The following is a 12258-nucleotide window of genomic DNA, read 5'->3' on the forward strand; positions in this document are numbered from 1 at the left end:
TCTGCGCCATGATGCGAAAGCTCGTTCAGGTCGCTGTCGGCATCCTCAAATCAGGCAAAATGTTCGATCCAGCCATGCATGGGGCTTGACGCGGACAACAGTATCTGCAATCAAGCAGGTTCAAGCCGCTCTCCTCAATCCAATCCCCAGTAAGAACGCTTGTTTTTCTTGTTCTGTTGCGCCTGCTCCGCGCTTGGATTCGCCCGGCTTGGATTCGCAGGCTCCGGCGGCGGCGCAGATTCTCCGCCAGCAGCCTCTGTCGCAGTCAGTTTGGCTGCGCCTTTTGGGCGGCGGACAAAAAGCAGCCGCAGCTCATTGCCCCAGCGGTAGATGAAGTGATACCACCGCTCTTCCGGCAGCCTGACCGGCACCTTGAATTTCAGCTTGCCCACGTTCGGCGGAGGCGGGGGAGGCTGAGGAGTGCCCAGCGCAGGAGGCCCGGCCGCAGGAGGTTTCGCCCCGCCTCCCACTGCCGCCGCAACCACGACCAAGCGGCTTTTCTCTCCCTCCTTTTCCTCAGAGGAAATAGTCAGCTCGAATTCCACATCCACTTCGCCGGTCTTTTCATCACGCTTCGGGACGATCTCACCGTAGGCGATGCGTTTCTGGGCATGATCCACCCCGCCGACTATATCCTGCAAGGCCTGACTGATGAATGTTTTCAGCTCCATGTGCTTTCTCGGTTGATTTTCCTTCGAATCTCATGGTATTTTTAGAGGTTGGTCAATCGCGCTGCAATTTAACAGGTTAAACTCTGTAACGAGCATTCATCATGAGAAAAATTTTTCTGTTTTTTCTGTTATCATTTTTATTTCAGATATCAAACTGCTATGGAGACTACTGGGAGAGCAGCAGGGCATCAATATCTTGGTTTGTATTTGAAGGTGGAGTAGAAGTTACAAGCAGCAGCACAGTACTGATTACTGCAAATGGAGTAAATAAAGAAATAAGCCTTCATGATGTCTGTTCAACAGGCTCTGAGAAGAAAGACAGACAGGCTGAACGGCTTATACGCCAATTGCTTGATGGAAATAGGTTAGAAGTAAAAGTATGTGGTAAAAATAAAGAGCAGATTGATTCTGCGGTGCTGCTTGTCGATGACGTAAATGTCAATCAAGAGTTGATTAGTAAAGGTTATGTTTCGACAGGAAAACAGTGTGGGACAGAAGATACGTCAGGCAAAAAATCCAACACAGCAACAAGCAGTTTTCAGGCTGATCGGAGTTCATCGTTTTCTGCAAATTCTGGTGTTAACGTTTCCAATCTTAATAGTTCCGAAAAGGCGCAGGTTCGAGGTTATTACAGGAAAGATGGTACCTATGTGCAGCCTTACAAAAAGTCAGAAACACGTCAATATTCCTCTGACACACACAGGTTATCTCCTGATTCTGGTCGACTGAAAACGATTGATGTCAGAGGATATTACAGGAAAAATGGTACATACGTTCGACCTCACCGCAGATCAGCACCACGCCGATAAAATTTCGTCATTCTTTTTCCTGCGGCAGATCCTTCGCCGTCTGCACGCCCAGATTTTTCAACGCTTCGGCCCGGCTGATGAGATTGCCTTGGCCGGTGTGCAGGCGTTTCTCCGCCAGCTCCCAGCTGTCCCGCGCCTGTTTCAGCCGTGCGCCGACCTCTGCGAACGCTTCGACAAAACCGGCGAATTTATCGTACAGTTTCCCAGCCTCTTTGGCAATGAGCTGGCTGTTGCGGTTCTGCTCGTCCACCCGCCAGATGTGATGGACAGTGCGGAGGATGGCCAGCAGCGTTGAGGGTGAGGCGAGCATCACCCGACGGCGCAGACCTTCGCCGAGCAGCTCCGGCTTGACGGCCACAGCAGCTTGAAACGCTCCTTCAATCGGGATGAAAAGCAAGACGAAATCCAGCGTGCTCAGGCCGGGCAGCTGCTGATACTGCTTGCCGCTGAGATTGGCGATGTGCTTCTGCACCGAGGCGGCATGATTTTTCAGATGCTCCTCGCGCCCGCGCTCATCAGCGGCCCGGCAGGCTTCGACATAGCTGTTGAGCGAAACCTTGGAGTCAATGACAATCACCTTGCTTTCCGGCAGATAGACAAGAATGTCCGGCTGTTTGAGCCTGCCCTGCTCGTCGCGCAGCGCAACCTGCGCCGCGAATTCATGGCCCGGACGCAGGCCGGACTCCTCTAACAGCCGCTCCAGCACCATCTCTCCCCACTGGCCTTGCAGCTTGTTCGCGCCCTGCAAGGCTTTAGTCAGATCAACCGCCTCTTGGCTGATGCGCTCGTTCAAACTTTTCAGGTGCTCAATCTCCTTGAGCAGAGCGACCCTATCGCGGCTTTCCTGATGATGTGTTTCCTCGATCTTGCGGCGGAAATCGCCGAGCTGCTCACGCACCGGCTGCAGCAGATTTTCTAAGCCGCCCGCGTGCTGCTCGCGCAGCAGCCGTCCCTGCTCGGCCATCACCTTGCGGGAGAGACTGCTGAATTCCTCCTCCATCCGCTGTCGGCTCTGCTCCAGCAGCCGCTGGCGTTCCTCCGCCAAGGCCTGTTGTTCGTGCAGCCATCCTTCCAGCCGGATCTTCTCGCCTTCCAGCTCCTCTTTCCGCAGCCGGAGCATGTCGCGTTCGGTCCGCAGCCGCTGCGCATCATCTGTCAGCAGCCGGGCTGTTTTTTCCGCCTGCTCCAAGCGCAGCGCGGCTTCCAAACGTTCCCGCTGGAGTCGGTTCCAAAGCAGCAGCAAGGCCGCGCCCGCACCGGCAAGGAGCAGCGCGGCTGCCGTCAGCAGCAGGCGATCCATCAGGCAGCCAAGCAGTGCCGCCGGATTTCCGCCGCCCAAACCTGATAGCCCAAAGTGGAGAGATGCACGCCGTCGCTGAGGAAGCAAGGCCGGGTGATGGGCAGGCATTGCTCGGTGAAGGGGCCGGTCATGTCCAAGAAGAGGCAGCCGCTGCTCTCGGCGGCGGTGCGCAGCTCGCAGTTGACTGCGGCAAGGGTCTCTTTCGACATGCCGTGCGCAGTCATCGGCAGGATGGAGTTGACAAAGACTGCGCTCTGTTGGCAGAGCAGCACCAGCCTCGGCAGCAGGGTCTGAAAGATGGCGGTGAAGTGCAGGCTGCCCATGAGCAGATTGTTGGTGCCGGACATCAGCAGGATGCAGTCCGGCTCCGGCACACGGTCAATTTCATCGAAAAGGCGGGCGGACAGCTCTTCAGTCAGTTCTCCGGCCCGGCCACAGTTGATCACAGTCAGCTCAGGCAGCAGCGTGTCCCAGTCGCCCCATTCCGCCAAGGAGTCGCCGAGCATGAGCAGGCTTTTCTTGCGCATTATTTTTTCCTCCGTGCCACCGTTTTCAACATTTCGCTCTGCAAGACCACGCAGCCCATTGCCGCCACATATGCCGCTGCGCCGGCGGCGATCTTCGGAGCCTGCTTGAGGTCGCGGAAATCATCCGGCGCGTCCAAGCTGGTATCAATAATCTTTTTCCAGACAGAACGCCGTGCACCGGTGTTGGTGTCCGGCACGGTGAACAGCGCGGCCTGATCAGGCTGACCATTGAGCATGACGAAAAAATTCGCATCGGTGCCGTCATCCGGCAGAATGTCTTTGAGGAGGAAGGCCAAGGTGCGGCTCCCGGACGACCAGTCGGGATGCTTGGGCTCTTGGCCGTGCCAGATAATCTCCTGCGAGGAAGGCGGCTTGTCCGGGCTGCTGATCTCGAAAAACTCGGCCCGGCGAAAGATGGCGTGCTCGCGGCGGAGGCGGATCAGTTTTTGGAAGAAACGGAGCTGGCCTTTGTTCTGCTCCGCCAGCCGCCAGTCTGTCCAGCTGATCTCGTTGTCTTGGCACCAGGCGTTGTTGTTGCCCTGCTGCGTCCTGCCGAACTCGTCCCCTGCCACCAGCATCGGCACGCCCTGCGAGAGGAGCAGGATCACGGCCATGCTCTTGATCCGGCGCAGGCGGAGCTGCTGCACAAGCGGATCAGAGCTTGGCCCCTCGCAGCCGGAGTTCCAGCTCAGGCTGTGATTGTCGCCGTCGCGGTTCTCCTCGCCGTTGGCCAGATTGTGCTTCTCATTGTAGCTGACGAGATCGGCAAGAGTGAAGCCGTCATGGCTGGTGATAAAGTTGATCGAGTTGCAGGGACGGCGGCCATTGTGCTGATAAAGGTCGGAGCTGCCTGCGATGCGCGTGGCGAGCGCACCGCTCAGGCCTGGCGTGCCGTTCATGAAGCGGCGGACATCATCACGGAATCTGCCGTTCCATTCCGCCCAGCGGTGATGATCGGAGAAATTGCCGACTTGGTACAACCCCGCCGCATCCCATGCCTCGGCGATGATCTTGGTGTCAGCCAGCACCGGGTCTTCAGCGATCATCTCCACCACCGGCGGATTGCTGAGAACATGGCCCTGCTGGTCGCGGCCCAGTATCGAGGCAAGGTCGAAACGGAAACCGTCCACGTGCATGTCAATCACCCACCAGCGCAGGGCATCCATGATCAAGCTGCGGACTATGGGATGGTTGCAGTTGCAGGTGTTGCCGCAGCCAGAGAAGTTGAGGCAGGCTTTTGTCCACGGGTCGAGCAGGTAGTAAATCGGATTGTCAATGCCCCGGAAGGAGGAGGTCGGACCGCCCCAGCCGCCCTCGGCAGTGTGATTGAACACCATGTCGAGGATGACTTCGATGCCTGCCCGGTGCAGTGCCTTGACCATGTCGCGGAACTCGCGCAGCGGATGGCTGCTGTCGCTGGAATACGCCGCCTTGGGCGCAAAAAAGGAAAGCGGGTTGTAGCCCCAGTAGTTGCGCAGCTGCTCCCCGGTTTGAGGATTGCGGAAGACGCAGTCGGTCTCGTCAAATTCAGTCACTGGCATCAGTTCCACTGCCGTGATGCCCAGCTCCTGCAAGTAGGGAATCTTCTCCGTGATGCCTCGGAATGTGCCGGGAAAGCGGCACTGCGAAGATTCATGCACGGTGAAGCCGCGCACGTGCAGCTCGTAGATCACCGTATCTTGAATCGGGGTGTTCAGGGGGCGGTCGCCCTCCCAGTCATAGCCCTCGTCAGGGATCAGGCAGAGGGTCTGGCTGCCCGCCGGATTGCGCGGCTCGCCCCAGCGCGGGGTGCGCAGCTCCTTGGCATAGGGGTCGAGCAGAATCAGGCGGCTGTCGCAGGCCAGGCCGCTGCTCTCCGGTTCATACGGGCCGGTCAGCCGCCAGCCGTAGCGGATGCCCGGCGGCAGCTTGTCGATCAGGACATGCCAGATGTCGCCGGTCTTATACAGCTTGGGATCAAGGAATATCTCGAAACGGGCTGCGTCATGGTCGTCTTTCAGTCCGAGCACCAAAGAGGCCGCCTCAGCGTGCCGCGAGAAGAGGGCGAAGTTGATGCCTTTGGGCGTGGCCGTCGCGCCCAAAGGCTGCGGGCTGCCTTGAGAGATGGGGAATTCTATTTTCATGTTGACGAGCTGCGGTGGCATGGCGTAGCTTTGAGCTTTGTGTCATCCTACACCACGAGCGGCATTTCCCCAAAGCCGAAAACAGCCTTTTCTGCAAGGAGCCTGATCCATGCCCCGTCACGATATCTTCCTGCGCGGCCTTGTCACCTTCGCCGCCGTCGGCCTTTTAGCCTTCATCTGCTGGATCATCTGGCTGGCCGACACAGGCCGGAGCAGCGTCTTTTTTGATCTGGTCAAAATGCTGCCGTATGGCGACAAGCTCGGCCATTTCCTCCTCTTCGGCCCGCTGACATTTGGCATCAACACCGCCTTGCAGTTCAGAAAAGCGCGGCTTGGCCGGATAGCCGTCCCTCTTGGCAGCCTGCTGGTGCTCTGCTTTGTCCTGCTGGAGGAATTCAGCCAGCATTTCGTTCCGGGTCGGACCTTGGATCTGCTCGACCTGCTCGCCGACAGCGCGGGCATAGCCTTGTTCACGTGGTTTTCCCTCCTCTTAGAACAGAGAATTCGGGCAAGAAATTCCGCCGCCGCCGTCCATCTCCTTGTTTCGCCTTGACAGCGGTTTTCCTAGCTTATATAGTCCTATCTACCTTTCAATAATGAAGCGGCTGACTCTGCGCACGGGCAAGCCGGGCGTTCACAACCATTTAAGGAAAAGAACCGATGAGCAAAATCAAAGGCGCGAAGGCCATAGTGCAATGTTTGGTGGAGGAAGGGGTTGACACCATATTCGGCTTTCCGGGCGGCGTGATCCTTGATCTCTATGACGAGCTGATGGATTCTCCGATCAAGAATCTGCTGGTCCGCCACGAGCAGGGCGCAGTCCATGCGGCGGACGGCTACGCCCGCGCCAGCGGCAAGGTCGGCGTGGCGCTGCTCACCTCCGGTCCCGGCGCGACCAATGGCGTGACCGGCATCGCCACTGCCTACATGGATTCCATTCCGCTGGTGGTGCTGACCGGCCAAGTGCCCCGCGCCCTGATCGGCAACGATGCGTTTCAAGAAGTTGACATCGTCGGCATCACCCGGCCTTGCACCAAGCACAACTATCTGGTCAGCAATCCTGACGACCTGGTGCCGGTGCTGCGCGAGGCCTTCTATCTTGCCGCTTCAGGACGGCCCGGCCCGGTTTTGGTTGACATGCCCAAGGACGTGATGGCCTCGCTCGTCGCCTACCCGGAGAAGACCGAGATCAGGATGCAGACCTACCAGCCCACAGTGGAGCCGCATCCGGGCCAGGTTGCCAAGGCTTGCAAGGCCATGCTCAAGGCCAAACGCCCGGTGCTCTATGTCGGCGGCGGTGTCATCCTTTCCAACTCCCACAAGGAGCTGACCGAGCTGGCCGAGAAGACGCAGATACCCGTGACCATGACCCTGATGGGCTTGGGCGGCTTCCCTGGCACTAATCCGCTTTCTTTCGGCATGTTGGGGATGCACGGCTCCTATGCCGCCAACATGATGGTGGCCAAAAGCGATCTGCTCATTGCCGTGGGCGCGCGCTTTGATGACCGAATTACCGGTCGGCTTGACACCTTTGCCAAGGAAGCCGAGATCATACATATTGACATTGACCCGACCTCAATCTCCAAAAACGTCAAGGTTGATATTCCCCTTGTTGCCGACTGCAAGAACGCGCTCCAAGCAATGAATGCTTGGTTTGACAGCTCGGCGGAGTTTGACAAAGCCGCTTTTGCCGAAAAGCACAAAGCGTGGATTGAGCAAGTGCAAGAGTGGAACGCCAAACACCCGCTCTCGTATCAGGACGAAGGCGAGATCATCAAGCCGCAGCACGTGATTGAGACCATCAACCGGCTCACCGGCGGAGATGCCATCATTACGACGGAGGTCGGCCAGAACCAAATGTGGACGGCCCAGTTCTACAAGTTCAATCAGCCGCGCCAGCTCCTCACCTCCGGCGGCCTTGGCACGATGGGCTACGGCCTGCCTGCGGCCATCGGCGCGAAAGTGGCCTTCCCGGACAAGACGGTCATTGACATCGCTGGCGACGGCTCGATTCAGATGAACATCCAGGAGCTGGCCACAGCCCGGCAGTACGGCGCGGCAGTCAAGGTCGCCATCCTCAACAACAACTACCTCGGCATGGTGCGGCAGTGGCAGGAGCTGTTCTACAGCAGACGCTATTCCGGCACGCCGATGGAAGTCACGCCGGACTTTGTCGAATTAGCCAAGGCGTATGGCGCGGTCGGACTGCGGGCCAAGACCAAAAGCGAGGTTGAGGCGGTGATCAAAGAGGCGTTGGCGATCAACGACCGGGTGGTGATCATGGATTTCGCCATCAAGCGTGAGGAGTGCGTGTTCCCAATGGTTCCGGCAGGAAGATCAACTACTGAAATGCTCTTGGCATAATTATTTCCAGCGAGGAACCAAGCTATGAAACATACCCTTTCTGTCCTCCTTCAGAACAAACCCGGCGCGCTGTCGCGGGTGACCGGCCTGTTCAGCGGGCGCGGCTTCAATATCGAGAGCCTCTGCGTGGCCGAAACCTTGGATCCGAAAGTCTCCTGCCTGACTTTGGTCACACGCGGCGACGACGGCATCGTCGAGCAAATCATGAAGCAGCTGCATAAGCTGATTGACGTGATCAAGGTCAGCGACATCAGCGAGGGCGAGTACGTCGAGCGCGAGATGGTGCTGATTCGGATGAAGGCTGAGGCGGGCACCAGAGCGGAAGTGCTGCGGGTGATTGACATCTTCCGGGGCAAGGTCGTAGATGTCAGCCCGACTTCCTACACCGTTGAAATCACCGGCTCCGAATCCAAAGTCCGGGCGGTGATTGACATCCTTCGGCCCATCGGCATCAAAGAGATTGTCCGCACCGGCACGATTGCGATGGCCCGTGCACCGAAGAAATAATCCGGCTGCAACTCGACGCATGGTTCGAGGCAATCTCGAACACTCGTTCCAGTTTATCTCGAACCAACGTTCCAGTTTATCTCGAACGCTGGTTCGAGAAAATCTCAAACACTCGTTCCAGTTCAGCTCGAACCAACGTTCGAGAACAGCCTGATGCTTGATTCCAGCTTCCGCGCTGTTCTTTTCCCCCTGACAACGCTTCCATGAAAGCTCCTGCATACTCTGTGGCCAAAGAGGGTCTGCCCTTCATCCTGCTGTCCGGTTTCGCCGCGCTGCTCTGCGCAGTGCTGCAATATCGTTATGCCGCATTTGCCGGGCTGGCCGTCACCGCCTTTGTCACCTATTTCTTCCGCGACCCGGAGCGGGTTCTGCCGGAAGACAGCGGCGTGCTGGTCTCTCCGGCTGACGGCAAGGTGATCCGGGTGGAGGAGCTGCATGATGACCGCTTTCTGCATCAGGATGTGCTGCGAATCTCCATCTTTATGAATGTGTTCAACGTGCATGTCAACCGCGTTCCCTTTGCGGGCACAGTGCGGCGCGTTATCTTGCAGCCGGGCCGCTTCTATGCCGCTGATCAGGACAAGGCCGCTCTGCACAACGAGCATTGCGCGGTGATCGTGGAAACCGCCGCCGGGCAGCAGTATGCGGCAGTGCAGATCGCCGGACTCATCGCCCGCCGCATCATCTGCCGGGCCGAGCCGGATGATCAGGTGCGCACCGGCGAACGCTACGGTCTGATCCGCTTCGGCTCGCGGGTGGATCTGTATTTGCCCAAAGGAAGCGAAGCGATGGTGCAGGCCGGGCAGAAGGTCAGGGCTGGCGAGACGGTGCTGGGGCGGATAAAACAATTGACAGAGGCAGACTGTGCTGTATCATAAGCAGCTGCAAACAACAACAGCGTGGCTGTTTGTTCACTGTCAAACCTGAAAGGAGATCATTCAAATGCGCGTCAATAAAACAGCTCTGCTTGCCAGCTGCCTGTCGCTGCTCTTCTTTGCAGCGGCCTGCGAAAAACCAGAGCCGCAGCCGGAGAAAAAGCCTGCCGCAGCCGTTCCTGCGCCGCCCCCGGCACCAGCCCCTGCGCCGCAGCAGGAAGTGAAAGAGATGCAGGGAAAAGTGGATGCGGCAGCAGCCGACATTGGCGAGGAAGAGCCTGTCGAAGTGCTGGAAGAGGGTGAGGAAGCCGCGCTCAATGACGAGGCTCCGCCGCCTCCGCCCGAAGAGGGCATGGAAGAAGAGCCGCCTGTGGAAGAGCCTGAAGCGAACGCGCTGCCGCCTGAGCAGCAGCCCTCTGCTCAAGAGCCGCCTGTCATACTCCCGCACCAGCCTGAAACGAATGCGCTTCCCGCGCCTGAGCAGCAGCCTGTGCAGGAACCGCCGCCTGTTGCCCCCCCGTCTGAGCAGCAGCCCGCGCAAGGGCCGCCGCCTGTCATTCCCCCGCCTGCGGAGCAGAAGAAGTAAATCTCTTCTCTCTTCCTCTGCGAGGCGGCAGCGCCTCCTCAGCCCGACGGCTTGAGGAGGCGTTTTGCTCCGTTCACTCCTGCTGCATCACCACCCGGAAGCCGATCAGGTTCTCCCGGTAATCAGGCCGGTTTTTGAAGCGGAAAGCGGCGCGGCAGTTGTGCGCCCTGCTGCCCGCTGAGCCGCCCCGCACCACCTGCTCATCTCCGTCGGCTGGGCCGCGCGGGTTGTTGCGCGCCCCGCCTATGGCGTAGTAGTTCTTGTCGAACTTGTCCGCGCACCACTCCCAGACATTGCCGCTCATGTCGTGCAGTCCGAAGGCGTTGGCCTGCTTGCGGCCTGCCGGGCGGGTGCTGCCGCTGCTGTTCTCCTCATGCCAGGCCACAGCGTCCGGGTTGTCGCTGCCGCAGTATTTGCCGCCGCCGCCCGCCCGGCAGGCGTATTCCCATTCCGCCTCGGTGGGCAGCCGGTAGGTTCTGCCGGAGCGCTTGTTCAGCCGGGCAAGAAACTCCTGTGCGTCATGCCATGAGACATTCTCCACCGGATGCTGGTTTTTCTTCAGACTGGAAGGATTGCTGCCCATGATTTTCAGCCACTGCTCCTGCGTGACTTCATAACGGCTCATCCAGAAGCCATTGACGCAGACCTCGTGTTCCGGCCCTTCCCAGTCAAAACGGCCTTTCTCGCCCACAGGCGAACCCATTTTAAAGCAGCCGCCCGGCACATAGACAAACTCCATCCCTGCGGCTTCATTCATCAGCGCGTCGCCTTGTTTCGGCTGGGGCAGTGGCGGCGCGGCGGCTTGCTGCTGGGGAGGCGCGGCCTGAGCCTGAGCAGGACGGGCAGGCTCGGTTTGAAACGAGTTCTGCGCATGGCGGGTGGCGAAAAGGAAGTCGCCCTGCTTCTGATTTGTCCTGACAAGATGTCCGTAGCGGGGCAGCAGCTCGGTGCTCTGGTACACAGGCTTGAGCAGCCGCCCAAACAGGCTGCGACCGGACAGCACGTCCCGGTTGTCCCGCAGGCTGATCAGCACATTGCGGGCAAAGAGCGAATGCTTGGCTCCGGCCTCATGCATGGGCCGGTCGCTGCCAGAGGTCAGGGCGGTGAGCGAGGGCGTTTCGAGCAGCCGCCGGAGCCGCTCCTCCCTGCTTTCCTTCAGACGGGCATTGTCTGGCAGCTGAAGACTGGCAGAATAAACCGAGTCAGACAGCACCAGAATATGTCTGGCTTGGACAGAGCTGAGAATATCTGTGAGCGATGAGGTCGGAATCCCATTGCTCTCATCTTCAGCCTCCGCGTCCACCGGCAGCCAGCGGCCTGCGCCGTTTCTGTCGAGCTGGCCGTGACCTGCGTAATAAATCAGCAGATTGTCCCGGTCCTTGCTCGTTGTTCTTTTGGGAAGCTGAGACAGCGTCCAGAGCATCCGCTCGCGGTCGCCGTCGAGAAGCAGCTCGACTTCAAAGCCGTACCGCTCTTCCAGCAGCTTGGCTATTTCCTTCGCGTCAGCCCGCGCCGTGGTCAGCTCCTCAAGATGCCGGTAGCTCTGGTTGCCGATCACCAAGGCGTAATATTTGCCGAAGTCGGGCGGCTCCGTCTGTCCAGACGCGGCGGCATTCATGATCATCAGCGCACTGGAGAAAAGCAGCATCAGGCCGATGAGCGTTGTCCTGAGCTGCCTCCTTTTCTGCTGCCAAGCCATAATACAAGTTCTCCTCTGGGTTCATGGTTGCAGGATGTATGACAATAACTTAGAAAGATTGTACAAAAACAGCCGGGCCTGCGCAACAGCAGAATGTTCCGCAGCACGGAGGAACAGCAAAAGCGATTGACAGCAGCCGGAATGAGGCAGTTTAATAGATTAACATGATAACCTAAGTTGTGACCTCTGCTGTTCACGGAAAAGTTTCTTGCGGATGCCGGGCGAAAGGAGAAGCGTAAACCTTATGCGGAAGTTTTTTTGCTCAGCCCAGCCTGAAGCGTCCGCTTTTCCCACAGGCATGGCTGCCTCCGCGCGTTCACAGCAGCTCTGCTGAATTATTCTGTTTTCCCGCCGCCTGCGCCGGAAGGATGCTCGTTTCAATTGAGACGGTTCACGCTTGCTTTGCCCTGATTCCAATTGGAATCGTGTCAATGTCGATTGGAATTGGAGCGTTTCCGATAGGAATCAAGGCAAAGTCAATTGGAATCGGAGCAATTCCAATCGGAATCAGGGCAATTCCAATTGGAATCGGGCTGATTCCAACAGGAATCGGGTTGATTCCGGCAGGAATCGTGTCAATTCCAACCGGAATCAGGACGATTCCAATTGACTTTGCCCCGGTTCCAATTGGAATCAGGGCAAAGCAAACGCGTTTTCCGGCGGCTGCGGCGGGTTTTCAGCCGGAGCAAAGCGGTTCCGCAGCGCATGACGCGGCGTTCCGCCTGGCTGCAATTCCTGCAAAAGTTCAAAACAGAGAAATCCTCAAGAAGCAGTGACAACCCAAGTTGTTGCAGGTC

12 protein-coding genes are annotated in these 12258 nt (G+C 58.3%); 7 read left to right on the forward strand and 5 right to left on the reverse strand.

The genetic code is table 11. The features are described 5' to 3' along the window. Positions 1-134 precede the first annotated feature (134 nt). Entirely contained in the window at positions 135-671 is a 537-nt protein-coding gene (locus ACNKID_RS06065) for a hypothetical protein (RefSeq protein ID WP_417912538.1), read from the reverse strand. 101 nt (positions 672-772) lie between these two features. On the opposite strand from ACNKID_RS06065, the gene ACNKID_RS06070 reads away from it, so the two are divergent. Continuing rightward, positions 773-1480, forward strand: coding sequence for a hypothetical protein (locus ACNKID_RS06070; RefSeq protein ID WP_417912539.1), 708 nt, complete (start codon positions 773-775; stop codon positions 1478-1480). 7 nt (positions 1481-1487) lie between these two features. On the opposite strand, the gene rmuC is transcribed toward ACNKID_RS06070, so the two are convergent. The 3 genes from rmuC to glgX are packed head-to-tail and all read right to left on the reverse strand — an operon-like array spanning position 1488 to position 5430. After that, positions 1488-2819, reverse strand: a complete 1332-nt coding sequence (gene rmuC, locus ACNKID_RS06075; protein ID WP_417912540.1) for a DNA recombination protein RmuC — start codon at positions 2817-2819, stop codon at positions 1488-1490. Further along, positions 2780-3307 (reverse strand): GDSL-type esterase/lipase family protein, encoded by a 528-nt coding sequence (locus ACNKID_RS06080; protein ID WP_417912541.1) that lies wholly within the window; start codon positions 3305-3307, stop codon positions 2780-2782. The genes rmuC and ACNKID_RS06080 overlap by 40 nt, the downstream gene beginning before the upstream one ends. Then, positions 3307-5430, reverse strand: coding sequence for a glycogen debranching protein GlgX (glgX, locus tag ACNKID_RS06085; RefSeq protein WP_417912542.1), 2124 nt, complete (start codon positions 5428-5430; stop codon positions 3307-3309). The genes ACNKID_RS06080 and glgX overlap by 1 nt, the downstream gene beginning before the upstream one ends. A gap of 109 nt (positions 5431-5539) precedes the next feature. Here glgX and ACNKID_RS06090 point away from each other — a divergent pair, with 109 nt between their 5' ends. The 5 genes from ACNKID_RS06090 (at position 5540) to ACNKID_RS06110 (ending at position 9762) form a co-directional block, all read left to right on the forward strand. Continuing rightward, on the forward strand, positions 5540-5983 hold the full coding sequence (locus ACNKID_RS06090) for a VanZ family protein (protein ID WP_417912543.1): 444 nt from the start codon (positions 5540-5542) through the stop codon (positions 5981-5983). Between the two features lie 107 nt (positions 5984-6090). Continuing rightward, a complete protein-coding gene (gene ilvB / locus ACNKID_RS06095) occupies positions 6091-7794 on the forward strand; it encodes a biosynthetic-type acetolactate synthase large subunit (RefSeq protein WP_417912544.1) in 1704 nt (567 codons plus the stop codon). Positions 7795-7818: 24 nt separating this feature from the next. Then, positions 7819-8301 carry an acetolactate synthase small subunit gene (ilvN, locus tag ACNKID_RS06100; protein ID WP_417912545.1) on the forward strand — a complete coding sequence of 161 codons (483 nt, stop codon included), beginning with the start codon at positions 7819-7821 and terminating at the stop codon, positions 8299-8301. A 203-nt stretch (positions 8302-8504) separates the two neighbouring features. Then, complete coding sequence (locus ACNKID_RS06105) at positions 8505-9179, forward strand: phosphatidylserine decarboxylase family protein (protein WP_417912546.1); 675 nt, start codon at positions 8505-8507, stop codon at positions 9177-9179. A gap of 64 nt (positions 9180-9243) precedes the next feature. Further along, entirely contained in the window at positions 9244-9762 is a 519-nt protein-coding gene (locus ACNKID_RS06110) for a hypothetical protein (RefSeq protein ID WP_417912547.1), read from the forward strand. Positions 9763-9835: 73 nt separating this feature from the next. Here the strand turns inward: ACNKID_RS06110 and ACNKID_RS06115 are convergent, their stop codons facing one another. Continuing rightward, entirely contained in the window at positions 9836-11461 is a 1626-nt protein-coding gene (locus ACNKID_RS06115; RefSeq protein WP_417912548.1) for an SUMF1/EgtB/PvdO family nonheme iron enzyme, read from the reverse strand. Positions 11462-11829: 368 nt separating this feature from the next. Here ACNKID_RS06115 and ACNKID_RS06120 point away from each other — a divergent pair, with 368 nt between their 5' ends. Next, a complete protein-coding gene (locus ACNKID_RS06120) occupies positions 11830-12237 on the forward strand; it encodes a hypothetical protein (protein ID WP_417912549.1) in 408 nt (135 codons plus the stop codon). Positions 12238-12258 lie beyond the last annotated feature (21 nt).

Origin of the sequence: Candidatus Electronema sp. TJ (assembly GCF_048287355.1) — a bacterium.
Classification (GTDB): Bacteria; Desulfobacterota; Desulfobulbia; order Desulfobulbales; family Desulfobulbaceae; genus Electronema.